The organism is Cyanobacterium sp. uoEpiScrs1, from assembly GCF_947331815.1.
Taxonomy (GTDB): domain Bacteria; phylum Cyanobacteriota; class Cyanobacteriia; order Cyanobacteriales; family Microcystaceae; genus Rippkaea.
Window position 1 is genome coordinate 2,129,854 of the sequence record NZ_OX373462.1, and the last position, 25,897, is coordinate 2,155,750.

A 25,897-nucleotide genomic window follows, 5' to 3' on the forward strand; every position below is an offset into this window, starting at 1 on the left:
TCAAGTATATGAATATAGTAAAAATTTAAAAGTGTAAAGCTAAATTTTTTTCTATTTCATTTTCATTAATATGAAGCATGCTTGGATCAAAATAATTAAGGGGGTTTGCTTAATTATTTTATTACAATAAATGACAATAAAAAATAACTTTTAGATATCAATTATATTTTAAACAATTCAGTTGATATCATTATTATGATACTACACAAATAAAATTACTCTATAATTGTAATTGTCAAAGATTATTCTTGATAAACCGAGATAATACTCAACTTAATTATTAATATATTTTTGGTTTTTTTCTAAAACTATAATTAGTATCTCAGCTCATTAACAATTAACTAAAATCGTTTTTCGTAGCGAATTCTAAATTCATTAATACTGTAATCATAAGAGAATTTAACGAATCCTTTATCTTCCACTTCATAAATAGTTTCTAAGAACGGAACAAACCTAAAATCTGTACTCCTAATCATCTCACTAATAACGCTTTCCATATCATACATAATAGTCTGGAATATCATTGATAATCCTAACTGAACAATACCAAATTTAATTAACTGTTCTGTGTTTTGCCCTTGTAAAGTTTCGGACAAAATAAATATTTGTTTTCCTAGTAAGCGTACAATTTGTCCTTGACTCTGCGGAGGACTACTAGTTAAGTTAATTACTGGATTACTTAGGAGTTGTTCATCTAAATTTGCTTGACTTTGCTCAGCTAGAAACGTTAAACAGTTTTCTAAAACTGTTAGTTCTTCCTCAGCCCAGGTTGTTTCAGTACGAATTGGTTGTAGAAGGTTTTTAATCAAACACAATTCTGATTCATCTTTGTTTAAACTGGGAATTAACTGAGTTAAAGATCCTTTAATAGCCAAATTTATGTCAACCCGTTGTACCTTATTTAAACTATCATCAGTAATTTCAGTGGTATCGGCTGCACGTAAGTCTTTTGAGGTCTCAGCAACTTCTGAAACAATTGTCCGTAATTGCAGATCAAGATCGGGATTAAATAGTCCTTTATCTGGATAAAAAATAATTTGATTAGAGTTCCGTCGTTCAATAAAAAAGCGAGTGTCAAGAAAATTAATCAATCCTCGATTAAGAAGAATATTTCCTTGAGGTTTCAGATTATTTAAATTATTCAAAGAGCCATTAACAATTAAATCTCCCCCAAATTGAAACTGAAATAGTGGTAAAGTTTGCACCGATAAATTTTGAAAAATAACTCTAAAATCTCTCAATTTAGGGATAAAAAAAGTGTTTTTTTGATGTGAATCTACTTTACTACGAGTCTTGGACAATTGAGTTAAGGTAATATCAGGTATTCCTGTGGTTATTTCTGGGGTTTCGGGGATAAAGACTTGTCCATTAGTTAAACTAACTGTACCGCCAACAGAAGGTTGAAGGACATTTCCCATAACAAAAATATCTCCTTCTATTTCTCCACTATATAATCCTTCTAAATTAATATTTCCTTTCTCAATAGCAATGGTGAGAGGGTTTTCTATTTGAGGTTGAGACTCAAATAAGGGCAAAATTCCGGTAATACTCAAGTTACTTTGGGCAAAAGTTCCTTGTAGTCGGGTAATTTTTATTGCCTGATCATCGAGGTTAATTTCTCCGCTAATAGTTAAAGGTTCAGGCAAAGCAGCACTTTGAAAGATAGCTCCTTTTAGGAGTATTTTTCCCTGGACGTTTAAATTATTAACTGTCAGTCCATTGAAAAGATCAATGCGTCCTTGAACTTTTGCGTTAACTTGTCCATCTCCGTCAATTAAAATTACTTGCTTTCCAGTTAAAATACTTATTAAGCGCAGTGCATCTGTACCTAATTTTGTTTCTACATTAAATGTATCATTATTGGGGGTAATAGGAAAAGGAAGATTAACTGCTATGTACACGAAAGACGCATTAGTAGTAGCGAGTCGGAACTGAGCATCTTGATAGCTAAATTGTCCTTGCAGATTTTTTCCAAGTGATTGTCCTTGCAATGCTCCTTTTAGAAAGGCAAATTTTCCTTGTATTTTTGGTTGAGTGATAGTTCCACTCATAGTTCCTGAAATACTAATAAATCCACCAATATCAATAGGAAGTTGCACAAAGTTACCCATCGTATCGACGGATAAACGTTGCACTCGCCACTTAGAATCAATTGTTTTTGGAGAAAAATCGCCTTTTAAGCTAAATAAAGTTTCTTGTAACCGTATTTTAGCGATTTTAACTTTAATTTCTTTGTTTAGTAACTTAGCTTGAATTTTTACCGAGTTAATAGGAACAAATTGCTTATCTAATATCACCAACCCTAAAGGCTGCACAATGTCAGGGAAAGGTCGTTGAGGATGCCATTCCCACTTATTTCCTATAAAATCTAGGTTAACAGTAGGGTTTAATAATGTTCCCCCGAAAGCAATATCGGTGTCAAAGCGACCACGAATATCTAATATAGTAGGAATCCCTCCTACCTCACGGATAGCGGCTAATTGGCGAATTTTCTTATCAATAACTCCTAACAAGTTTACTTGTTCAGCAATAGTTGTTTGAGCATCTCCTACAGATTGTGGGGCGATACCTTCAGCCGTGGCATTGTCTAGAGGGTGAGATTTAATTATATCTAAGATATATTCAATATTTGTAACATTCAAGGCTGTCAACAGATCTTCTATGCGACCGTCATTAACTGTTAATTTTCCTTGTAAAGCTAATGATTTTAGGTCCAGCGATCCCTGCACATTGTAATTACTCTTCTCCAATTTTATGCTTGCATTTTCTAAAAAAGCCACATTATTTTTATAGTGTACCTTTGCAGTGAGTTGTCGTCCCTTAATAAATCCTAACCCTGGTTCATCAATAATAATAGTCCCTCTTCCTTCATAAGTAGAAGTATTGATATTCAATTGTCCGCTAACTGAACCAGAAAGGTAATCAGAGAATCCGTATTGTCTACCTAGAGCAATTTTGGCTGAGTTTAGAGGTAATACTTCAATTTTGGTGGTAAGTAGATCACCCTCCAACATTCCTCGGACGATAATAGGAGATTGTTCTCCGGCGGTTTTACGTAATTCAAAAGAAGTAGGGATATAGGGAGCAAAACAGTTTTTTAAGGTACAAGTGGTTAATATCGCAGCAATCTTGTCCTCTTTTCCTTCTAAATTTAGAGCAATTTTTTCTCTAATAGTTGCTTTGATAGTTCCTGTTAAAATTTCTTCAAAAACTTGATCGTTAAATACCAAATTTTTTAATTTTAAATTTCCCAATAATTGGAGATTGCCTGGATATATAGGAGAGGTTAAAAGGTGCTTTCCAACAAATTTTCCAATAAATTCTCCCTGACCTGCTACACTTAATTCCTCAAGGATAAATTTTTTATCTAGGGGCATAATGGAAGCTAATTGATTTAAATTAGAACGAACATTAACTGATAGGTTAACATTGGTAATATCAGGGTTTTTCCAAAAATCAGACAGTTGTAAATTGCCTTGAGCATTCAAAATTTGTTCATCAGCCCAAACGGCAATATTATTAACTTGTATAGGAATTATTTCATCTTTTTCCAGGAGATCTTCTATATTGCCAGACAATTTAATTTTTGCATTTACATTAGAAATTTTAACTGAGGATATTTTAGGGATTATTTTCTCTAAAATAAGAGCAGAATTGAGATTATATGCATTAATATTTATTGTCCAACGATGATTATGCAACCGAGTGGTGGTATTTATATAATCATTGTTTACAGAAAATTGCAAGTTAGCTATTAATTCTGCGCTACTTAGATTAATTTTATCTCCAAGGATAGATTTTATATTTCCTATCAAGGTAAAATTACTACTAATTAATTTAGTATTAACGGATAAATTAGGAAAAATTTTACTAAGAGAAATTTGACCACCTTTTGCTACTGTTCTTAGGATTCCATGTCCCAAATCTATGGTTGCAGTGACAGGACTACCATCAATAGTTAATTGGGAACTACCCTTAGCTTGGAGATAGTTAACATTTAAAGTTAAATCTTCTAAGAGTTTATCCAACGGACCCGATAAGTTAAAGTGACTTTTTGTCACTTTGATAGGAACTGCCAAATTAGGAATATAGGAATTGAGAGAAATTTTTGATATACTGATGGTGGAATTTATATTATTTTTCATAAAATAACTATTCGCAACAATTATTCCCCCATTAGTGTTGACAGTTAAACTTCCCTGACCATTAATATTAGTGAAATTAAAGTTGTCAAATTTTCCTGTCAGTTTTACATTGCTCTTGCCAAGAGTAACTGGCTGATTATGGATTTGGTTAAGGCAAATAGTAACTGAACAAGTAAGCATTAACAATGGACTAAGAGAAAAAGAGTAAGCTTTCAAATTTGTTGTCCATTTTTTATCTTTTAAACTTACTACGCTATTGATAGTAATAAATCCTTCTGCAGACCGTAAAGTTGTTTCTTGAATAAAATTTTCTAGCCCTGACAATACAAATTTTCCTTTCCCTGAAATCTGCTCTTTTGAATTGTTAATTAGATTAGAAGACTGCCATTCTATCTTACTAAATGGTTTTTCTAGAGTCCCGGTCATTAAACCTTTAGCTGTAACGTATCCCAAACTAATATCTTGCTTATTTCTATAATAAGGTGTTGCTAGTTTTTCTATAGGAAGTTTAATATCAAAGGTAGAGAAAAAAGGGATTTTTTGCCAATAAAGATTTTTTCTATCTTTTAGGGATTTTAGTTCTATTTTAGCTCTAGCTGTGATATTCCCCCCGGAAGCAGGAATGATCTGAACTTTTTTTAGGAGAAATTGATCTAAATCGGCATAAAAACTACTTGTAATTTTCTTAATAATAATCCGGTCAATTAGCAGCGGTTGTGTATTATTGATTATTCCAGTTAAAATAGGATTTTTAATTCCACCATTAAGTTTGATTTTTCCTCTAATTTCTCCCTTCAGTTCAAGAGGTAATTTGAGCGAAATAATAGAAAGTAAATCTCTTAAATGAACTGGATTAATATCAATATCAATATCATAACCTTGTCCCCAATTAATTTTTCCACTAATTTTAGTAACTAATTTTCCTAGACTAATTTCTGTTTGTTCTAATTGAATAGTTTTGCCTTGAAAATATAAATTTAAACTGAGTTTTAGGGGCCTTTTTAATGATTTGATGTATGCTTCAATATTAGATATATTAAATTCACCTAATCCTGTAGTCTTTTCTATTTCCTCTACAGAAGAAAAAAATAAATTTAAATTACTATTTAATTGACCACTTTTGAGGGTGATAGGTAAATTAGGAATCAAAGAAACTAACTCAACTAACCCCAATTGATAAACTTGTAATTGTACCTGAGTTTTCCAACTCTTAATATTGGTTTTCCCTTCTATATTAATCTTACTATTTAGAGCATTAACTTCAAAAGTATAATTAAATTGTTGATTGTCATTAGATTGATAATTGTAATTTACTTGTCCATCTGCTTCCAGAAATAAAAATTTTTTTACCCCGTAAGGATGAAGCATAATATCTGCATCTTCGAGATGAACCCTAACATCAATATTGATTGGAAGATTAAATTCTCTTTCTTCTTCGATTTTTGGTAATTCAATCCACTCTCCCGTTTTATTCTGTTTTATAAACAGATCCAGTTTTTTGAAAGTAACATTAATAATTAATGATTTACCAATTAATATTGGAAGAGGATTAACAGTAATATTAACCTTTTCAGCTTTAGCATAATCTGGATCTATTTTAGCTGTGAGAATATAAGAACTTCCAATGCTAACTTTATTGAATGAAAAATTTATTATTTTACCTACTTTAACATCCTTTTCAAGAAGTCTACTTAATTCTTTAGAAAGGATAGGTGACAGTTTATGAAAGACAAAATAACTAATTCCACAATAAGTTGTTATACCAAATATTAGTAATACTCCACTTATTATTAGAGTGGAAGGACACCTAACAAAACTTACTAGTTTAGTCAGCAAATTATTCTTTGTAGACGGCTCTAGTGGAGAATTGCGAGGATTAGTTTTCATTTTTGTCTAAATATAACTTACTGATTAAGTTAACACACCTAGCTGATTAGCTTAGCATTTATTCCTCGGAAGCAACAGAAAACTCTAAAGTGTATGTTTATAACATAGCTAAATAACACTCTTGTTCCTTGAGTAACCTGACTTTTAAGAAACATTTCTTCTGTTATCTTGGTCTATAAATATAAGTTGTATTAGGAAAGAGACTAATGAAAAATAAATTGGCTTTAATAATTTTAGTTATGATATTTACTGCAACTCGTCAATCTATCAGTTTAGCTGGAGGAATTTTAGAAAAAATTAAACAAAATGGAGTTATTAATGCTGGAACTAGTAGAGATTCCATTCCTTTTAGTTACATTAATGATCAAGGGGAATGGGTCGGATATTCTTTAGATATTCTCGAAGTAATTCGTAAAGATATTCAAAAAAAAATAGGTGAACCAATTAAACTTAATTTAGTAGAAGTAACTGCTAAAAATCGTCTTTCTTTTATTCAAAATAGAAATATTGATATTGAATGTTCTTCAACGACAGTTACTTGGAAACGAAGTCAAACAGTAGATTTTACGGTGAGTTATTTTGCGAGTGGTACTAAAATTTTAGTTAAAAAGGGAAGTGAACTAGAAACAATTGAAACCCTTGCAGGTCGTAAGATAGGGGTAATAACTAAGACTACGAATGAACGGGTGATTCAACAACAACAACCTGCTGCCAAATTAGTGAGAGTAAAAGACCACAATGACGGTTTAAAAAAACTAGAAGAGGATAAAATAGATGCTTTTGCAGGTGATGGAATTATTTTAGAAGGATTAAAAAAAGAGTCTAGAAATCCCAGTTTATTAAAAGTAGTGCCAGAGTTTCCCTATGCCTATGAATCCTATGCTTGTATGGTTCCTCAAGATGAATCTGCTTGGCGAAATATTGTAGATTATAGTTTAGTTAAATTTATGCAAGGAATTGTTAGTGACCAACCTGAAACTGTGTCAGTTTATGAAAAATGGTTTGGAGAAGAAACTGGAATTACTCCTTATTCAAGAGAAGCAATTAATGATTATTTTCAAGGAATTATTAATAGTTATGAATGGGTTCCCCTTATTCGTTATTAAACTATTTAACATTACTTTAATAACGAATAAGTCTTCTGTATTAAAATATGAACTAGACTTTAATTCCATACCAAGCTCTGTATTTTAACCAAGTTTATATATAATATAAGTATAAAAAACCATATAAAAATTAAAGGATGATATACTTTTTGGATAAATAGACAAAATATAGTTCAAAAAAATTGTATATCTGTTGTATAAATCGAGTAACATCATATAAAAAAATTAAGGTTATTTCATGGGAGTACTACACTAAAATAGCGCAAATAAAATTAACTTAATAATAAAAACTTATTAAAAATTTTAACCTTAAAAAATATTATTGATATTGATAATGGAGAATAAAAACTATTGTTCTTGTTATTACTTAATAACAACCTAAGTATAATTACATAATTACTACTATTATAAGCTTTATTTATGTATATATCGTGAGTTTATAGACTTTAAATAAAGAGAAAGAAGGTCAGGGTTATTTTTATGTTAAAACTATGCAAAACTGAATAAAAATAGTCTATATAAACAGTATCGATTAAAAAGGTATAGTTTTAACCATGGATTACTTTAAATAAACTTCAGTCTATTTAAAGTAACTCACTCAATGTATATAATCGATAATTATAAATTTATCGAAAATGTTTTCATATGAGTTAAAATTTTTGTGCTTGATAGGTAATTGGATCAAAATTAAAACGACTTGATACAGTTTCACCATAAAGATTTAAAGTAAAAGTAGGCTCATTGCCTATTGCTTCTACTTGATGAATTGCATTGCCAGTGAAACTGATAATATCTCCTCTATTAAGTATTTTTTCACTAACCTTTTGAAGTTGATTGGGAACTTCTGCAGTTGGTAATCGTTTCCAAAAACTATTTTTATGCTGTCCTCCTAAATTAGCTACCACTCCCCAAGCACCATGATTATGGATAGAGGTAGTAGTTCCTGGCAACATAATTTCGGTTTGAAGTGTTAAAGAGAATCCAGGTTCATCGTAAAGTAACGATAACGCAGTGCCCGTTTGGGGAGATGGTTCAGGAATAGCAGTTGTTATCCAATAAACATTAACGATTAACTTTCTTACCACTCGACGGATAGATTTTAGTAAATCTTCTTCCTTTTGGTTTGTCATTTCTCCTTGGACGACAATGTCTTCGAGTTCTTCTAAAAAGCGATATAATCTATATGGTTTATTTTTTGATAACAAGTCCCATTCCTTAGGAGAATTAAATCCTAAACAATCACCATTGTCTGTGACTAACCAATCTTGTTTTACCATTTGTTCTATTTATTAAGTAACTTCTAGAGAATCATATGCTCTTCAAACAAGTATCAACTAATGAGTGCATTTTACTTTCTATTAAACTATGTAACATATAATAGAATCTCATTTTTTGTTAATTGTTCAGTAGAACTAAGTAGAAATTCTTCTCTAATTAGTATAGAATCATTCGTGTCATCGATAGTATTTGTAGTAAGTGTCATTGTTTTCTGACTTATGTAATGGATTTTTAAGGCTTTTTTCTAAAAAAAGCAGCTACTTGACAATAATGATTAACTCATTGTTAAAAGGAAATAGATATCTCAATTGGTTTAATGATGATTTCTTTTTATCTAATCACTTAGTTAACCTCAACTGAGAGGAAGCCTTTGTCTTTTGTTATGTATTTAAGTGAATGAACTTGTTTTTGTTTCCTCCTCTACAGATATTATTGTAACTGAGTTAAAAAATGGAGTTTCTGAGAAGAATAGTTTAAGGAAACTGATTGTTAGACTTATACTAATTTATATTGAGGTAATACATTGAGCTTGTTAAAAAACTACTTAGGAGTAAACAGAGATGATTTCTAAGAATAAACATTCCCAAACTAGTTGAGATTGTACATAACTTAAAAGACAGAGGCGAGATTTTTCTAGAACTTCTAATATTTTTTTATTTTGCAATCTCATCCAATAATAATATTGCATATACTTTATCAACCATAGTTGAGTTTGTACATCAAGTTTTTCTGTAATAACTTTGGACAACTCTAATACTTCTATCTGATTAGAAGGTATTTTTTTTATTTTTTGATACAATTCTTCGGGGATATTTTTTAAATGTTGGCTAGCAATAATTGCTTCTCCTGGACTTCCTTGAGCAAGTGATATTATCTCTGGATTTTTAGAGATATCTTTGTTTCCTTGCTTTTCTAAAACCTTAATTAAATTTTTAGAAGATAGACTATAGAAAGGAATTCTTTGGCAACGAGATACTAAAGTTGAAAGAAGACTATCTGTACTAAAAGCCAATAGAATAAGAGTAGCCTTCCCTGGCTCTTCCAACGTTTTTAATAATCCATTAGCCGCTGTTTCTGTCATAGTTTGTACATCTTCAATAATGACTAAAGAGCAAGGAGCTTCGAGAGGGGGGCGGTTAAGAAACCTAGTAACTTTTCGGATTTGTTCAACCCTAACTTGTGGAAGAATCTTGCGGGTTATTCCTAAATTTTTAGCTTCTTGAGCTGTAATTAATTGGCCTTGATATTGATAAGTTGGTTCTACCCATAATAGGTCAGGATGATTTCTTTCTCCGATACGTTTTTGAGCTAATATTTTCTTATCAGGAGGAGTATTTATAGATAACAAAGCTTCGCTGAAACATTTGGCGCCTAAACTACGTCCAACACCAGAAGGACCAGTGAATAAGTATGCTGGAGCAATCCTTTTTTTGACTATTATTTGTTCTAACAATTCAACAGCTTGAGGCTGTCCGATTAGTTTCTGAAAATGATTGATACTCATTAAATAGTTTGAATTAGTCTATATTGGATAGGGAATTTTAGATTTATGGCTCGATATACTTCTTCTTATCTAGTTAAGTTACCTCTGGACCAACTTCATCAAGTAATAAACAAAGTTTTACAGTCGTGTGGATTCGAATCCGTTTACAATGCAATGGATTATATAATGGCACAGGAGATTCCGGGTCAGGTAGTTTTCTCTAAATTGGTAACGGTGGAAATTCTTATTGATAGCACTAAAGCAAAGGGGAATGAAATTCCTATCACTTGGGTTATAAAAAATGATGAATTACCCTTACAAGTTACCAACCATTGTCAACAACGATTTGAACAGATTCAGGAGATAATTAGTCAATGTCAACAATGGCACTTAATTGCCTCTGCCATAAATTAATTATTATCAAGTAAAGTCTGACTCAAATTTTTCCAGTAATTTAAGTCATTTATTAGATAGATTGGGAAATTGACTACGCAATAACAAGGAATTGGTAACTACGGTAATGGAACTGCAAGCCATGAATCCTCCTGCTAAGGCTGGACTAACACTAAACCCCAGAGTTGGTAGTAAGATCCCTGCAGCGATCGGAATAGTCAGGAGATTATATCCTAAAGCCCAAAAGAGATTTTGACGAATTTTATTAAAAGTTGCTAGACTCAAGTCAACAGATTGAACCACTGATGATAAGTGTGTTCCCATCAATACAATATCTGCTGTATCTAAAGCAATCTCTGTAGCTCCTTGCAGGGATACTCCTAAGTCTGCTTGAGCCAATGCTGGAGCATCGTTGATGCCGTCTCCAACCATAGCAACTTTTTTGAATCGGGGGTGAGCGGTTAAAAAGGAAGGTATTTGAGCCTTTGTTTTCTGTTGTTGAAGAGACTGGATAATGATAGCTTTCTCGTCCGGCCGTACTCGGGAAAATACTTGGTTAATACCTAACTGTTGAGCTATGGATTCAGCAACAATTTGGTGGTCGCCTGTTACTAAAATAACCTCTAATCCTTTGTCTTGAAGACAGGTTATGGTTTCTTTCGCATCAGGACGTAAGGTATCTTCGAGGACAATAACTCCCTGCACTTCCTTTTCAATTACTATATAAACTAAAGTTTTATCTTCTTTGATTGAAGCTTCTCTCTCGTTGAAGATAATTCCCTGCTCTTTTAACCAATCTTTGTGACCTAACAAAACTGACTTTCCCTCAACTATTGCACTTACTCCTAGTCCTGCTTGAGTTTGAAAGTGCTCAGCCTTTAAGAGAAGTAGTTTCTGGCGTTGAGCTTCTTCCAAAATTGCGATTGCTAGAGGATGATTCGTACCACTTTCGACGGTCGCCGCTAATTGCAGTAATCTTTGAGGACTAATCTGAGCTAGAGGAATACAGTCAGTTACCATCGGACATCCGAGAGTTAAGGTCCCTGTTTTATCAAACACAATAGTGTCAAGTTGATGCACCTTTTCTAAGACATCTCCCCCTTTGATTAACAATCCCCGTTCAGCCCCGATTCCCGTTCCTACTAAAATAGCGGTAGGAGTCGCGAGCCCTAAAGCACAGGGGCATGCTACTACTAAAACGGCAATTGCTAACTTGACACTTAACAGTATAGGAGAAGAGGAGAGATGATGAGAGGACGACAAAGGAGCAACTTCCAACGCTTCAATTCCTATTGATTGGCTATGATTGCTTATTTCCAAAACCTGTGGATATATTTTTGTTCCGATTCCTAGCCAAAAGACAAAAGTTAGTAAAGCGATCGTCATCACCCCATAGGCGAAATAACCAGCAACTGTATCGGCAAATTTTTGAATAGGAGCTTTGCGGGTTTGGGCATCTTCAACAGAAGCTATAATCCTGGCTAAAGTGGTATCGTTTCCGATATGGGTTGTCTTAACAGCAATTGCTCCCGACTGATTAAGAGTACCGGCAATCACTTTATCTTTAACTTGTTTAAGAACCGGTATTGATTCTCCTGTAACCAAGGACTCATTTATAAGAGTTTCTCCTGTCACTACTTCTCCGTCAACAGGAATTTTTTCTCCAGGAAGAACCCGTATCCATTCACCCATCTGCACTTGTTCAACAGGAATTTCGATACTAGAAGTATCTTCATTAAAAGGATCGCCAATTAAACGAGCGACAGGTGGTTGCAAAGCAATTAAAGCTTCTAGGGCATCGGAGGTACGGTTCTTCGCTTGTCCTTCCAAAAGGCGTCCTAGTAAAATAAAGCCCAAAAGCATAACGGGCTCATCAAAAAAACATTCCCACCCCAACTGAGGAAATAACAATGCAATGAAACTAGCAAAATAGGAACTTACAGTTCCTATGCCCACTAGAGTATTCATATTAGCCATACCATAACGTAAGCCCTTCCAACCATCGATAATAATCTCTCGTCCAGGAATTGATAAAGCTAAAGTGGCTAGTCCTCCATGAAACCAGATATTACCGATCACGGGAATCGTAATACTTTCTAAATGTTGTAAGTGTCCTAACCCTGAAAATATCAATAAAATAGCGGCAGTAATTAGTTTCCATTTATATTGTTGCTTGTGTTGTTCCTTACGTTTGGCTGTATTTGCATGGGTTAGACTAAAGACCGAGTTTGACGAGTTTCTTAAATTAGAAGGAAAGCCAACGCAAGTCAGTTTGTCAGCGAGGGTTTGGGGTTGTACTTTTCCAAATTCATATTCAACAACAGCAACTTCGGTAATTAAGTTAACACAAGCGGATACAACCCCAGGCTGTTTACTTAACTGTCTTTCTACTGCTTTGACACATCCGGCACATTTCATTTCAGATACGTCTAAGACAATAGTCTCTGTCTTAAGTTGGGAAGGAGTTTCTTCAGTTTTGGGGGACAGTTGCACCATATTATTTAATTCGTAAATACTTATTAGGCTTGATATTAATTACAAAATTAGACTTAGATCTAAATTCTAATAAGCCTTGGAAAGATGATGTATCTTAGGAGAATTATTTTAACGTCATCTTCAACATTTATCGGGTGGATCATACGATGTCATCAACTACCGATTTTACTATTGCTGACATTGAACTTTGTATATAGACTTTGTCTTAACTATAAGAACTTTTTCAAGTTTTTGTTTTCAACTGTGAAGTCTAATAATAATAGTTTTCCATTTTATGTCATTTATGCCTAATTTACCCCAACTAGACAGGAATAATACTAAACTCAGTTCTAATATTTCTCTTTTGCGAGAGAGTATGACTTCGAAGCTCTCTACTCTGAATGAGAGAAATTTATAAGTTAACCTTTTTACTTAACAATAACGAACAGTTTATCGTACAATTTGCACAGGCATCACTAGATAAATCATTTTTATTCCTCCTAAAGGTGTTAAAATCGCAGGCTGATTATCTGCGTTTAATTGCATCTGGAATTCTTTGGTTGGTAACGCCTTTAGCCCATCCATCAGATACTTAACATTAAAGGCAATATCACCGCTTTCTCCAGTGATTTGAGCTGGTATAGATTCTTTAGCCCTACCTAAGCCCTGTGCTTCTACTGATAATGATATCTGCCCTTTTTCTTCATCCAGAGTACACTTCACTAAGTTATTTCTTTGATCGGCCAATACAGCCACCCTTTCAAGACTACTTATAAACTGTTTACGATCCAGGCTTACTGTTCGTTTAAATTGAAGGGGAATGAGTTTATTATAAAGAGGATATGTTCCATCTAGTCTACGGCTGGTAAGTCGTTGTTCTCCCAACTCAAATACCATCTGAGTATCATCCACACATAAAATTATTAGATCTGTAACTTGACGATTAGCAAATATACGCTCTAATTCTCGTAAGGCTCTAGCAGGAATAGTGGCCGAAAATCCTGTAAAATTGCCTTCAGACATTTCTTGTATTTTTTCTTCTCCATCTGTTTTAACCTGTAAAGAGGTTTTTACGACGGCTAAACGGTGTCCATCAGTGGCAGCAAATTCCAATCCATTTGAATTTCCAACAACATGAACTCCTGTTAAAATTTGTTTAGTTTCATCACTACTAGCTGCAAATAAAGATCCTTTTAACCCTTCGGTTAAAAGGGCGATAGGTAATTTAAGGGTTTCTCCTTCTTTTACTGTAGGAAGTTCAGGAAATTCCTCAGCATTCATAGCTTGTATTTGAAACTGTCCTGATGCTGATTTAAGAAGAATTAATTGGGTGTCGTTTTCTAGATTATCTTCGTTAGCAATAAGAGTAATTTCTCCTTCTGGAAGTCGCGAAACAAGGTCATTGAGTATTTTTGCTGGCAGGGTTATTTTTCCTCCTTGGCTAACATCAGCACTAAAACTGGTTTCAATGCCTAAACTAAGATCGAAAGCGGTAAGGCTAACTCGGCCCTTGTTGGCATCCGCCACTACTAACACATTACCTAACACAGGATGAGTGGGACGGGAAGGAACGGCACGATTGACTAAAGAAAGGTTACTGTTAAGTTGATCTTGACTACAAACAAATTCCATAAAATAGAATCTCCAGAATGATAAATAATTTTTTCAAAAGTTTGAAAGACTGTTTGTCAAAAAAAAATTTTAGGAAAGACTTTGTCTCCATTAAAGATAATCAATGCATCAGTACTGTATAACTATACTCAAGAGAGATAGTATTAAAGCATCCAATATTACCAAAAACTTTGCATGTGACATCTGCAAATATAGGTATTAATCTTGAATATATGTCCACTTTAATTACTTTTAGGATATTAATTAATAAGCTACAGAATTTAAAGAAATTTATTTATGATTAACAGCTCAGCTTACTGTTAACGTAATTGATCCCTACAAATAAGCAAGACTAAAGGGCATAAAATTTGTATGCCCTTAGATTTTGTTAGAACTTGTCTATAATAAGTTATCAGTTCAAGCGAATTAAGGTTAATTACGAGTGAGCCACTTTTGACCGTTAAGGCGTTGCAAAGTATACAATACCATTAAATCCAAGGTAACTTTTCGTTCATCAATCATAAACGATTCAATGGTACTTGGGGGAAGCCCATTAATCCCATAGGAAAAAGCCTTAGAGCTGCTAATATCTCCTTCTAGAAAATACAAGTTAAACTGGCGCTGACCATTATTCCAAGTTCCAATAACCTGCCAGTATGGCTCATCAGTATTAGCTCCGGAAAAAGTTAACTTTTCCCGAGAAAAAGACAATTTAATATCAGTCAGTCCCATTTCGGTCAGTTTCTTTTGCAAAGTCGGTGTAAAATGCTGCTCCATAAATTGAGTAAAAGGCTTATCTTCAAGAGCAGGAGGTTTCTCTTTTTTTTTAGCTGCCAGTTTAGCCTTGGCGTTAGGAGTGGTTTCTTCTACCATAATTAAATGATTGGGTAAGACTGTGATCACATCACAATACAATAAATATTCAAAAGACCAGTATCTTTGAGAAAGATACGTTTAGATCCTAATCTATAATGAATCATCCCCTAAAGACTACTAAGTTTTAACATAGACTCAGAATTTCTCAAGATTATTCAATCACAATTTGCCACTTCAGAAAAATTTAGAGATAATGACCAACGAAACCTTTGTGGGTGATGAGGAAACATCAAGACTTTATGGTCTCTTGAGCTATGAATCAATCTACTAAACAGCTGGTCGCAGTTAAAGAATTTTCTGATAAAAAGAAAGTTGTTTTAAATCTAGGTAAATTACCTTGGCAACTATGGGTAATTGTTCTTATTCTTTCTTCGGGAACGGTAGGATTTACTGCTACTTCTATGCTACTGAAATTACCGAAATCCCCTCAATGTACTAATATTTTCTGGCCAATCGCCTCAGCCTCGATGAGGATCTATTGTGCTCAAATTGAAGCAGAGCAGGGAACTATAGACAGCTTACTTAAGGCAATTAATCTAGTAGAAGCCTTACCTTCGGATCATCCCCTCCGAAACGAAATTAACAAAAGTGTGGAAGGATGGGCAGTCACTATTCTTGATATTGCTGAAGAAAAATTCCAAAATGGAGAGCTCCAAGAAGCTATCATGATTGCTCGCAAAGTTCCTAGCCACGTTCAAGTCTATAACGTAGTTGAAGAGAGAATCCAAAAATGGCGTTCACTATGGCAAAAAGGAGAAGAAATTTTTGCAGAAGTTGAAGAGAGATTACGAGAATCAGAATGGAATAAAGCCTTCCGTTCAGCGGTTAAACTGCTGAGCTTATCAAATAAATATTGGGCAACCGCTAAATATGATGCAACTGTTAAACAAATTCAATTAGCCCAGGAAGAGAGTAAAAAACTTAATAAAGCCTATCGAGTGTTTCGTCGAGGAGGAATCGATAATTGGTTGGCGGCGATTGCTGATGCAAAAAAAGTTCCTAATGATAGTTACGCGCACCGCGAGTCCCAAAATTTAATCAAGGATGCTAAAAATAAGTTAGTAAATCATATCGAAGAGTTATTAGAAGCTCGTCATTGGCAGCCTCTCCTTGATGTGGTTGCTCGCCTTCCTCAGAGTCTTTTACTGACAGAAGAGGTAAATGACTGGAAAGCCTTGGCAAATGCAGGGATGGAAGCACAAATAGGTACGGTAGAAAGTCTAGAAATGGCAATTACTTCAGCCCAATTAATTGATGAAGATCGCCCTCTACACCAAAAAGCACGAGATTTAATTAACCGTTGGCAGCTCGAAATAGAGGGGGTTACCCGTCTTAAAGAAGCTCAACACTTAGCCCGTGGGGGAACTATAAATGACTTGAATGCTGCTATTGCTTATGCTGAATTAATTCCCTCAGGTAACCCTCACTACCGAGAAGTACGTCAAAAAATTCAGGACTGGATCCTGGAGGTTCAACGAGTTGAAGATCAACCAATTTTAGATCAGGCTTTAAATATTGCCCGAGGGGGAACCATTGTAGCTTTACAAAAAGCGATTACTAAAGCTAATCTGATTACTTACAACCGAACTCTTTATGATGAGGCACAAAGCAATATTCATCAGTGGCGTACGACTATTCAAAGACAAGAGGATCAACCGATTCTTGATCAAGCTATCTTTTTAGGAAATTCTAAGAATTATAATAGTGCGATTCAGACTGCTAGACGAATTGGGCGAGGGCGGGTTCTTTTTCAAGAGGCTCAAAATAAAATTAGCCAATGGCAAAAGGAAATTAAAGCTCAAAAAGATATTCAAGAAGCTTATCTTATTGCCCAAGGAGGAACATTTCACGCTTTGAGATCAGCCATTGAAATTATTCGTAAAATTCCCAGATCTACTGAGGTTAGTAGTCGAAGTCGACAAGCACTTAATCGATGGAGTCATCAACTGTTATCTATTGCCGAAGATAAAGCTCGTCAAACTTTATTCCAAGAAGCTATTAATCTTGCCCGCATCATTCCGGCTGAGAGTACTTCCTATCATAAGGCTCAAACTCAAATCAAAGCTTGGCAAAGAGAAATTAAAACTCTTACTCTTTCTACTCCTAGTGCTACAACTAAACCTCCTGCTTCTTCTCAGTCTGCGGTTCCACCAGCAAATAATCTTATCATTGAAACTAATCACTAATAGTCTAAGGACACTTACGGAAAATAATCTATCTTCTCCCAGGTTACCCGTAAGTTATTCTAAGTCTAAGTAATTAGAGATAAAAGAACAGAGGCTAGAATCGGTATTTATTGAATTTCGGTATCATAAATGTAAAGTTCTATTCCAGAGTCGCACTTAATTATTTTTATCAAAGATTCAGACCTGAAAAGTATTATTAGTCTGTCCCCTGATTAACAGCACTTATTGTAAAAAATAAATAAAAAATATTTTTCATCTAGTCAATCATTTTTTGAATTCTATTATTCAGATTCATAGTAGGGGGATTAGACTAATAATACTTACAATAAAATATCCCCTACTTAATTACTCCAAACAATGTTTTTTTATATAAAATTATTAAAATTTATTGAATTTTTTTTACATAAACTCCTCTGATAATGTCGTTAGTTGTATTAGATTTTAACTATTTATATGACAACCAATATTAGGACATGCAAACAATTATAATATATCTTTTTTCTATCTATATTAGAGAGTAAACATCGAAGTAGGGTTTACAAAAGATAAAGCAATCTTTACATCCCATCGCACAGTGCCCAGTACTCATCTTAGTATTGTAAATACTGGGCGCTGTCTCCGCTAATATCTTTTAGTCTAGATAAGTTTACATAAACTTTTGAATTGTGCAGAAGTATGAGGTGATGAGATTGTTACAAGAGCTACTAAGAAGGAGATCGTAATAATGGAGAAAGTAGTGATTTAGATGTTGTCTAAAACTCCAATAGTTTTTAATCGCGGATCACTAAAATCATGGATAATCAATTGAGCACCACATTCAGATAATACCTCGTCAGAATGAGTGGTAGAGATGCCTACGGTAAAAATTCCAGCACCTACGGCAGAATAAATACCAGTAGGAGAATCTTCAAAAACAAGGGCTTCATTGGGAGCGATGTTCAAGCATCGTAAAGCTTCTTGATAAGGATAAGGGTCTGGTTTAGCTTTGGGTAATTCTTCCCCTACGATAACTGTCTCCCAGAATTCACGCAGTTTGAGTGTATTTAACATAAAATCAGCATTAGAACGAGGGGCATTGGTTACAACCGCTGATTTAAGCTGACGATCCTTTATCCAATCGAGTAGGGTGGATAGTCCTATAAGTGGTTGCAATTGGTCTTTTGCTATTTCCCGAAAATAGGATTCTTTATCATCACTTAGTCGTTGAATTTCTTCCTCAGGAAGTTTTGGTAGCCATTGACGTAGAAAATCCGGGTTATGTCGACCATTGATATTTTGCTGGTAAAAAGATAGGTTAATATTTAACCCATATTTCTGTAGCCAAGATTGCCAGATTGAAAAGTGAATCGTATCAGTATAGGCAATTGTTCCATCCAGATCAAAGATAATTGCTTTAAGCATTGTTTAATAAGAACATTTAGGTAATGCTACTGTTCGAAAATTATAACACTTTTTAAATGATAAAATTCTATTATTAATAGAATTAGTCTAAGTTAGAAAAACACCTCCAGTTTGTTTTAGTTATTTATGAACATAAAACCGACAATTCTTCTATTTATTCCTACTACAATAGGTAAGTCCAATCAAACATTACATTTCATTTGAAACTGACACCAGAGAAGGGCTAAACTTGGTCTTTCTATTATATAAGCTGGCAAGACTAGATATACAATACAGCAAATATCAAGTATCAGGTAGATTAAAGTTATAAACAATCTACATATGTCCGAATAGCAGTTTCTCACTATGTATATTTCTTTTTTATTATTGTCTAATTACTTTTCTTATTTACTTATACAGACACCAGGGAAGGTGAACTTTATGCTCTTATCAAAACAAAATTTATGAATATAGAGCAATGTTGTTCAAAACGCCTAATTGAAAATTTTGGCTAAGTCTTGGATAACGAAGTTAAATTAGAGTACGTAATGTATTTCTGTCTCGCTTTCCAGCTGTCGACCTACCAGTCTAAGCTAGGAGTGGATTAAACACAAGTTCTCTAGTTAAACGGGAACGAAAACGATTCCTTCAAAAGGATTTAACTTTAAAGTATCTTTGATAAATTCTCCCTTTGATCGAGCATGAGTAGATAAAAGGATTTTATATGATGAATTTCTTTGACAGGGTAATTTAGCTAAAGAAAATTGAGCGTTATCATTCGAAATATTAAGTGCAATCAAAACGTCCTTAGCCTCGTAAGATCTTATATATGCCAATACTGCGGGATCGTTTCCTAATACAGTCAACCGGCCCAGACTCAGTGGAAGCCAAGACCGTCGTAATCTAATTAGGTTTTTGTAATAATTAAGGATGGAATTAGGATCGTCTATTTGTACAGCAACATTGCGTGTTTGATAATCCGTATTAAGCTTATACCAAGGTTGACCAGTTGTGAATCCTGCTTGAGATTGACTATTCCATGGCATCGGTGTACGACAGCCATCACGACCTTTATAGTGTGGCCAACGAATGCGGCCTCGTGGGTCTTTAACTTCTTCGATGGTTTCTGGAGGACAATCTCGAAGTCCTAGTTCTTCTCCATAGTATATGAAAGGTATACCTCGTAGAGTTAGCAATAAGGTAGCTAACAATTTTGCGATCGCATCAGAATTTTTTTTTGTAGCGTAACGACTGGTTGCCCGTTCAAAGTCATGATTACTTAAAACTAAAGTAGTTGGCAGATCTCCCAGAATTTGCTGACACTCTACAATTATTTCTCGAAAACAGTTCGCATTTCCCTGGGGGAGAGTACTTAAAAAAAAGTTAAAAGGCAATTGGATTTCATCATCGTTTTCTCCATAAAATTGTCTAATTTCATTAAAGTTAGGAACCCAAGTTTCTCCAATTAATAAAGGATCATCTTGATGATTTGTTTTAATATGATGACGTAGTTTTTTTAAAATTTTATGGTTGTCGGGATGATTAATATTGTGAATAGGGTCTTGCTTGAATTGATAGATATTACGCAGATGCTCAGGAACCTCATCAAGTATAGGATTATCCTTCAACTCAGGATCTTCAACTAGATAATTAATGGCGTCCAACCGCAGTCCTGCAACCCCTTTATCTAACCAAAAATCACAAATACTAAACATTGCTTTAGCAACTTCTATATTACGCCAGTTAAGATCAGGTTGTTCATTATAGTGAAAATGATAATAATACTGGTTAGTCTTAGGGTCAAAAGTCCATGTTGATCGTTCAAATCCTTCCCAATTATTAGGGGGACTGCCATCGGGTTTACCGTCACGCCATATGTACCAATCTCGTTTTGAAGAAGTGCGAGAACGACGAGATTCAACGAAAAAAGGATGTTTGTCTGAGGTGTGATTCAATATGATATCAACAATAATTTTTAAGTCCCGTTTGTTGGCTTCTGATATTAAATCTTCAAAGACTGACATATTTCCATAAAGACTATCAATATCCTTATGACTACTCACATCGTAACCGAAATCAACGTGAGGGGATTGATAAAATGGAGTAATCCAAATTGCATCAATTCCTAGTTCCTGTAAATAATCTAAACGATTTATTAGCCCTCTCAAATCTCCAATACCATCTCCATTAGAGTCTTGAAAACTACGAAGATATACTTGATAAAATACAGCTTTATTCCACCAACTAGACATATTTTATTTTCATTGGTTAGTTAATAATAGTAATTATATCTTAATAATATTAATAGTTGTCAAACACAAGAAAACTATTAATATTATTACTTCTTTGTACACTGTTATACATAGAAAATATTTAGTTTTTAACTAGAAACATATTGGTGTTTTTATTGTTCTACATAATTGTTTCAATAAAATATTTTCTGTAAGTGTAAACAAAACAGCTATTCAGTCAAAAATATTGGAGTAGTTGCCTTGTAAATTTTATATGATGATTAATCAATATAAAAGGGAAGGTTTATTGTCAGTAATAGAATAGTATAGTAACGATAGATAGTGTATGAGTACTGGTCAGATTTTTAGATAGTTTACAGATAAAAGGGTGCAACATTAGACATATTAGCTTGACTGACTAATAGTAATAAAGCCTGATTGTAGACTACCTTTAATAATTTTTTGCAATAAATGGAATGGATAGATACCACTAACAGGTTAGTAATTGTCAAATTTTAGAGCACTTACAGAGTTTCTAAACCATATAAAAAAAGATTCAATGAGAATTAAGCATTTAAACTTTAGTGTCAGAATTGTAAATAGTGCATCAGCTCGGAGATAATCGATCCTGTCAGAGTTAATCGTTGTTGTAAATCAACAAAGTTCTTATAAGAACCATGCTTGTAACGATCGTTGATAATATTTTGGGCAAAATTAGCATCAATAAGGGGAATATCTTGAAGTTGTTCTAGAGTAGCATTGTTGATATTAACTCGTTGAGATGTTAGACAACTTTGGGGATCACGATAGGAGAAAATAAGAATAGGAGCTAGGGGTTTAAGACTCTGTGTGGGAATGCTTAAGGCAGCGGCTAAGTCTTCAATGCAGAGTAGCTCTACTCCCATGGATATTAACTCTACTAGAACTCGCCCCTGATGAATAGAAAGCCCAGGCAATCTTAACCAATCATCTACACCTGCTTGATTGACATCAATTGTTACTCCTAATTCTGCTGCGATCGCAACTTCTTCGAGGGAACAGAACCTATAGTAAGGATCATTTAGAATCCGCTTACGGATAGCTTGCCGATTAAAGTTAAGCTTTTTCGACCACCTAGAGAGCATCATAAATTAGTCCAGAAAAAATTAAAAGATTATGTTGTCTTTAACTCTTATTGATGATACCAAATTCCAACAATGACCCCCTAGTCTTCTTCTGTCCCCTCATATTTTGCAGCTAATTCTGTCTAATAAAGATAGCAATAGAATTGAAATGTAAATAGCCAATTTCTCTATCTTGTGGCATAATCTTGCGAATGGGGTAATTATCTAAGTCCCAAGCAGGTTATAGTGATCGACATGATCAGGTAACGTGCACAAAATAAAATCTAGCTACAACGGACATATCGTTAAGGTGTGAGGAAAACTGTGTCAGTCAAAAAAACCTATCCGAAAAGTCCTGTCCTAAGTAAACCTCTATCCCTAAAAAAGCCTAAGTCCAAAACGCAAAGGGGGAACTGGTTATTGATTGGATTGGGATTAACCACAGTCTCCCTGATTTCTGCTATGGCTGGTGCTTTTCTTTCAATATCGTTTTCTGCTACTCCTCTAAGACAAAGTAGTCTAACTCCTGGACAAGAAAAAGTTTTTAGTAAAGATGGCACTATTGCTTATAAAAAACTACGTTTACCTGAGTTGAGTCGTCCTGTTAATCTCTTGGTATTAGGAACTAAAGTATTAACCTCTGAGGTTAATCAAAAAACCGAAGAAGACTTAGGGTATCATGCATTAGTCAATTCTTTTAAAGGGCTATCAGATACAATGCTTCTATTGCGTTTTGATCCTAATCAAGATAAGCTCAGACTTTTATCAATCCCTAGGGATACTCGAGCTAATATTGGTCGAGGAATTCGAAAAATTAATGAAGCCAATTATTATGGAGGAGCAGCCCTAGCTGCCGAGGCCGTTAGTACCCTTTTGGAAGGAGTTCCTATTGATCGTTATGTAAGGGTAAACATTCAAGGGGTAGAAAAAGTGATTGATGCTTTGGGAGGCGTTAGTCTTTATGTCCCCAAAAATATGAAATACACTGATCATAGTCAACATCTTTATATTGACCTTAAACAGGGAAAACAACGCCTGGACGGAGAAAAAGCAATCGACTTTTTACGCTTTCGATATGACCGCTATGGAGACATAGGACGTGTACAACGACAACAAATGTTAATGCGGGCAGTGGTTGAACAAGCTCTTAGACCCCAAACAGTTTTAAAAATGCCTGAAATTCTTTCCGTGATTGGGACCTACATTGATACTAATTTAACTGTTGAAGAGTTAGTCGCTTTAGCTGGGTTTGCTGCCCAGACTAAACGATCCAACGTGGAGATGCTGATGGTTCCTGGAGGATTTAGTGGCGATGGAAAACAGGATATAAGCTATTGGGTTCCTTACCCTCGTAAAATCAGAGAAATGGTTGCGGACTATTTCGATCATGGTAGTTCTCAAGACTTTGAAAATAAAAAAACCACTCGTTTGAGAATTGCAATTCAAGATAGTGTAGGGGACTCAAAAGCCGTGGAAGCTATAGTTGACTACTTACGAGAGAGGGGTTATAGTCATATTTTTGTAAGTGATAACTGGGGAGAAGCCTTGGCAACTACTCGCATTGTTGCGCAACAAGGAGATGATTTAGGAGCAGCTTCATTAAGAGCTACTTTAGGGGTAGGAGAAGTCTTGGTCGAAAGTACTGGAGCTCTTTCCTCTGACATTACAATCGTATTAGGCCAAGATTGGCAGCAACAGTATCCTCTTTTTAAAAATTCTTCTGAAGAAAAATTCTTACAAACTCAACACAACAATTAATTGTTGTGTTGAAATATCATCAGGTCTAGGATATTGACTTTTGTTTTTTTTTAAACTACAATAGTGGACTGGTATATAAGCGGACGTGGCGGAATTGGTAGACGCGCTAGATTTAGGTTCTAGTGTCTTTGGCGTAAGAGTTCGAGTCTCTTCGTCCGCATTTTGTTAAGTGATAATCAATAAATTTTGTCTTAAAATATCATTATCATGGTATCGATTCTGTCAAAACAGAGTATAAGTAAACGTTGTATGAAATTGTATTGGTTTCTCTATTAGATGTAGATATCCTTAGAATAAGGTATCTTCTTTTGTTAAAGCAACAATATAACCTCTTTTGTACTGAATGGCCATGCTGTTGAGCAATCGTTATAAAATTTTAGAAACTTTGGGTCAAGGTGGCTTTGGAGAAACTTTTTTAGCCATCGATACCCAGATGCCTTCGGCTAGAAAATGTGTCATTAAACGTCTTAAACCCACGTTACAACAATTTCAATCAATTCCACAATGGTTACAAGATAGATTTAAACTTGAGGCAGCCGTCTTAGAAAAATTGGGCGAAAATCATCTGCAAATCCCCTGTCTGTACGCCTATTTTTCTGAAAACAATCACTTTTACTTAGTACAAGAATGGATTGAGGGAAAAACCCTTTCTCAAATTCACCAAAGACAAGGAAATTTTTCAGTAGGGAAAGTTAAAAAACTTCTCAACAATATTTTGCCGATTCTCGATTATATTCATTCCCATCATATTATTCATAGAGACATCAAACCTGATAACATTATTATTCGAGCCACAGATGGTCAACCAGTCTTAATTGATTTTGGCATTGTTAAGGAAGCAGTAGCCACCATAGTAAATGGCAATGGAAAAACGGCGTATTCTGTTGCGTTGGGGACCCCTGGCTATATGCCATCTGAACAAGCAGCAGGCCGTCCAGTCTATTCAAGTGATCTCTATAGTTTAGGATTAACTGCCGTCTTCCTACTCACTGGAAAAACTCCTCAATGTCTAGATATTGATCCTCATACTGGAGAAGTTCTCTGGGACCAAGAAGCTCCTATCCTTGATTCTGAGCTGACTAGTATTATTAATCGTACTCTTTGTTTTCATCCAAAAGATCGCTTCCTTACAGCAAAAAAAATGTTGGCTGCCTTGAATACTGAAGTGCCTACTGTCACTACTGCGACTATAGCGATTATGCCAGACTCTTCCTATTTACAAACCCAATCAATCCCTCATCTAAGCTCCTCAGAATACGACAGGGAACCACCCTTAGCTCTTCTAGTATTAGGCTCTTTTTTAATTGTCAGTGCTATTTTTGGAGCCTTAACCTTAGGATTTATTTTGATGAGTAAAGAAGGATCTAATCTTTTTCAATCTCCCTCAAACCTTCCAGAGTCATCCGACTTCCCCGTAAAAACTACTTCACCGTCCAGGATTCAAAATTTTCCTACTTCGGAGCCAGAAGTCTCTCCTACTTCGAAGCCAGAAGTCCCTCCTACCTCGAAGCCAGAAGTCCCTCCTCCCTCGAAGCCAGAAGTCCCTCCTCCCTCGAAGCCAGAAGTCCCTCCTACCTCGAAGCCAGAAGTCCCTCCTACTGATGAATTGCCTTCTATTCCAGAACCGACAAAAATTGTTCCCATCCCTATTGAACCTCCTTCACTAGACACTTCCTCTAAATCCGTGATAGAATCGCAGCTCTCCCCTACTACACCCGATATTATTATCGATACAGAGCCTGAAGAATCCCAAGAATAATATAAACATATGATATATTGTATTAATTTTTACTAAAAATTGTGAAAAAATACGGTCTCAATCTTTATCTCAGTATATCCATATAAAACTGCTTTAATTCAACCTAACTTCGGAGATATTGTAAGAATTATTATTACACTTCATATTTCAAATATTTCGACTTCAATGGTAGACGTTTAGTTTAGATTTTAAGTAAGTAATAAGAAAGTCTGGATCATGATGCTAA

Annotated in this window: 14 protein-coding genes and 1 tRNA gene; 6 read left to right on the forward strand and 9 right to left on the reverse strand. The window is 34.6% G+C overall.

Annotated features, from left to right (window positions below; genetic code table 11):
* Positions 1-341 precede the first annotated feature (341 nt).
* Positions 342-6,032 (reverse strand): translocation/assembly module TamB domain-containing protein, encoded by a 5,691-nt coding sequence (locus OXU93_RS07375; protein ID WP_267383561.1) that lies wholly within the window; start codon positions 6,030-6,032, stop codon positions 342-344.
* A gap of 206 nt (positions 6,033-6,238) precedes the next feature.
* On the opposite strand from OXU93_RS07375, the gene OXU93_RS07380 reads away from it, so the two are divergent.
* The gene (locus tag OXU93_RS07380; RefSeq protein WP_267383562.1) at positions 6,239-7,138 is read left to right on the forward strand and encodes an amino acid ABC transporter substrate-binding protein; all 900 of its coding nucleotides are present in this window, start codon (positions 6,239-6,241) and stop codon (positions 7,136-7,138) included.
* 650 nt (positions 7,139-7,788) lie between these two features.
* Here OXU93_RS07380 and OXU93_RS07385 read toward each other — a convergent pair.
* Together OXU93_RS07385 and OXU93_RS07390 are read right to left on the reverse strand one after the other, a co-directional pair.
* Positions 7,789-8,415 (reverse strand): cupin, encoded by a 627-nt coding sequence (locus OXU93_RS07385; RefSeq protein ID WP_267383563.1) that lies wholly within the window; start codon positions 8,413-8,415, stop codon positions 7,789-7,791.
* 545 nt (positions 8,416-8,960) lie between these two features.
* On the reverse strand, positions 8,961-9,914 hold the full coding sequence (locus OXU93_RS07390; protein WP_267384847.1) for a DNA polymerase III subunit delta': 954 nt from the start codon (positions 9,912-9,914) through the stop codon (positions 8,961-8,963).
* Between the two features lie 51 nt (positions 9,915-9,965).
* Between OXU93_RS07390 and OXU93_RS07395 the strand changes: the two genes are divergently transcribed.
* Positions 9,966-10,313: a hypothetical protein gene (locus tag OXU93_RS07395; protein WP_267383564.1), complete on the forward strand. Its 348-nt coding sequence runs from the start codon at positions 9,966-9,968 to the stop codon at positions 10,311-10,313.
* 45 nt (positions 10,314-10,358) lie between these two features.
* Here the strand turns inward: OXU93_RS07395 and OXU93_RS07400 are convergent, their stop codons facing one another.
* The 3 genes from OXU93_RS07400 to OXU93_RS07410 form a co-directional block, all read right to left on the reverse strand.
* Positions 10,359-12,788 carry a heavy metal translocating P-type ATPase gene (locus tag OXU93_RS07400; protein WP_267383565.1) on the reverse strand — a complete coding sequence of 810 codons (2,430 nt, stop codon included), beginning with the start codon at positions 12,786-12,788 and terminating at the stop codon, positions 10,359-10,361.
* A 429-nt stretch (positions 12,789-13,217) separates the two neighbouring features.
* Positions 13,218-14,399: a DNA polymerase III subunit beta gene (gene dnaN / locus OXU93_RS07405; protein WP_267383566.1), complete on the reverse strand. Its 1,182-nt coding sequence runs from the start codon at positions 14,397-14,399 to the stop codon at positions 13,218-13,220.
* A gap of 411 nt (positions 14,400-14,810) precedes the next feature.
* Positions 14,811-15,251, reverse strand: a complete 441-nt coding sequence (locus tag OXU93_RS07410) for a DUF2996 domain-containing protein (protein ID WP_267383567.1) — start codon at positions 15,249-15,251, stop codon at positions 14,811-14,813.
* Between the two features lie 257 nt (positions 15,252-15,508).
* On the opposite strand from OXU93_RS07410, the gene OXU93_RS07415 reads away from it, so the two are divergent.
* Positions 15,509-17,440 (forward strand): chromosome segregation ATPase, encoded by a 1,932-nt coding sequence (locus tag OXU93_RS07415; protein ID WP_267383568.1) that lies wholly within the window; start codon positions 15,509-15,511, stop codon positions 17,438-17,440.
* A gap of 741 nt (positions 17,441-18,181) precedes the next feature.
* Here the strand turns inward: OXU93_RS07415 and OXU93_RS07420 are convergent.
* The 3 genes from OXU93_RS07420 to OXU93_RS07430 all read right to left on the reverse strand — a co-directional run bounded on the left by OXU93_RS07420 (position 18,182) and on the right by OXU93_RS07430 (position 22,178).
* A complete protein-coding gene (locus OXU93_RS07420) occupies positions 18,182-18,841 on the reverse strand; it encodes an HAD family hydrolase (RefSeq protein ID WP_267383569.1) in 660 nt (219 codons plus the stop codon).
* Positions 18,842-19,443: 602 nt separating this feature from the next.
* Positions 19,444-21,072 (reverse strand): alpha-amylase family glycosyl hydrolase, encoded by a 1,629-nt coding sequence (locus OXU93_RS07425; RefSeq protein ID WP_267383570.1) that lies wholly within the window; start codon positions 21,070-21,072, stop codon positions 19,444-19,446.
* Positions 21,073-21,638: 566 nt separating this feature from the next.
* On the reverse strand, positions 21,639-22,178 hold the full coding sequence (locus OXU93_RS07430) for a ComEA family DNA-binding protein (RefSeq protein ID WP_267383571.1): 540 nt from the start codon (positions 22,176-22,178) through the stop codon (positions 21,639-21,641).
* Between the two features lie 300 nt (positions 22,179-22,478).
* On the opposite strand from OXU93_RS07430, the gene OXU93_RS07435 reads away from it, so the two are divergent.
* The 3 genes from OXU93_RS07435 (at position 22,479) to OXU93_RS07445 (ending at position 25,671) form a co-directional block, all read left to right on the forward strand.
* The gene (locus OXU93_RS07435) at positions 22,479-23,912 is read left to right on the forward strand and encodes an LCP family protein (protein WP_267383572.1); all 1,434 of its coding nucleotides are present in this window, start codon (positions 22,479-22,481) and stop codon (positions 23,910-23,912) included.
* Positions 23,913-23,991: 79 nt separating this feature from the next.
* Positions 23,992-24,072: transfer RNA gene (locus OXU93_RS07440), tRNA-Leu, on the forward strand.
* A gap of 189 nt (positions 24,073-24,261) precedes the next feature.
* A complete protein-coding gene (locus OXU93_RS07445; protein WP_324127087.1) occupies positions 24,262-25,671 on the forward strand; it encodes a protein kinase domain-containing protein in 1,410 nt (469 codons plus the stop codon).
* Positions 25,672-25,897 lie beyond the last annotated feature (226 nt).

Bases quoted from the DNA above. Each gene is read 5' to 3' on its own strand.
- OXU93_RS07375 (WP_267383561.1), bottom strand. From the start codon at position 6,032: ATGAAAACTAATCCTCGCAATTCTCCACTAGAGCCGTCTACAAAGAAT.
- OXU93_RS07380 (WP_267383562.1), top strand. From the start codon at position 6,239: ATGAAAAATAAATTGGCTTTAATAATTTTAGTTATGATATTTACTGCA.
- OXU93_RS07385 (WP_267383563.1), bottom strand. From the start codon at position 8,415: ATGGTAAAACAAGATTGGTTAGTCACAGACAATGGTGATTGTTTAGGA.
- OXU93_RS07395 (WP_267383564.1), top strand. From the start codon at position 9,966: ATGGCTCGATATACTTCTTCTTATCTAGTTAAGTTACCTCTGGACCAA.
- OXU93_RS07400 (WP_267383565.1), bottom strand. From the start codon at position 12,788: ATGGTGCAACTGTCCCCCAAAACTGAAGAAACTCCTTCCCAACTTAAG.
- dnaN (WP_267383566.1), bottom strand. From the start codon at position 14,399: ATGGAATTTGTTTGTAGTCAAGATCAACTTAACAGTAACCTTTCTTTA.
- OXU93_RS07410 (WP_267383567.1), bottom strand. From the start codon at position 15,251: ATGGTAGAAGAAACCACTCCTAACGCCAAGGCTAAACTGGCAGCTAAA.
- OXU93_RS07415 (WP_267383568.1), top strand. From the start codon at position 15,509: ATGAATCAATCTACTAAACAGCTGGTCGCAGTTAAAGAATTTTCTGAT.
- OXU93_RS07420 (WP_267383569.1), bottom strand. From the start codon at position 18,841: ATGCTTAAAGCAATTATCTTTGATCTGGATGGAACAATTGCCTATACT.
- OXU93_RS07425 (WP_267383570.1), bottom strand. From the start codon at position 21,072: ATGTCTAGTTGGTGGAATAAAGCTGTATTTTATCAAGTATATCTTCGT.
- OXU93_RS07430 (WP_267383571.1), bottom strand. From the start codon at position 22,178: ATGATGCTCTCTAGGTGGTCGAAAAAGCTTAACTTTAATCGGCAAGCT.
- OXU93_RS07445 (WP_324127087.1), top strand. From the start codon at position 24,262: ATGCTGTTGAGCAATCGTTATAAAATTTTAGAAACTTTGGGTCAAGGT.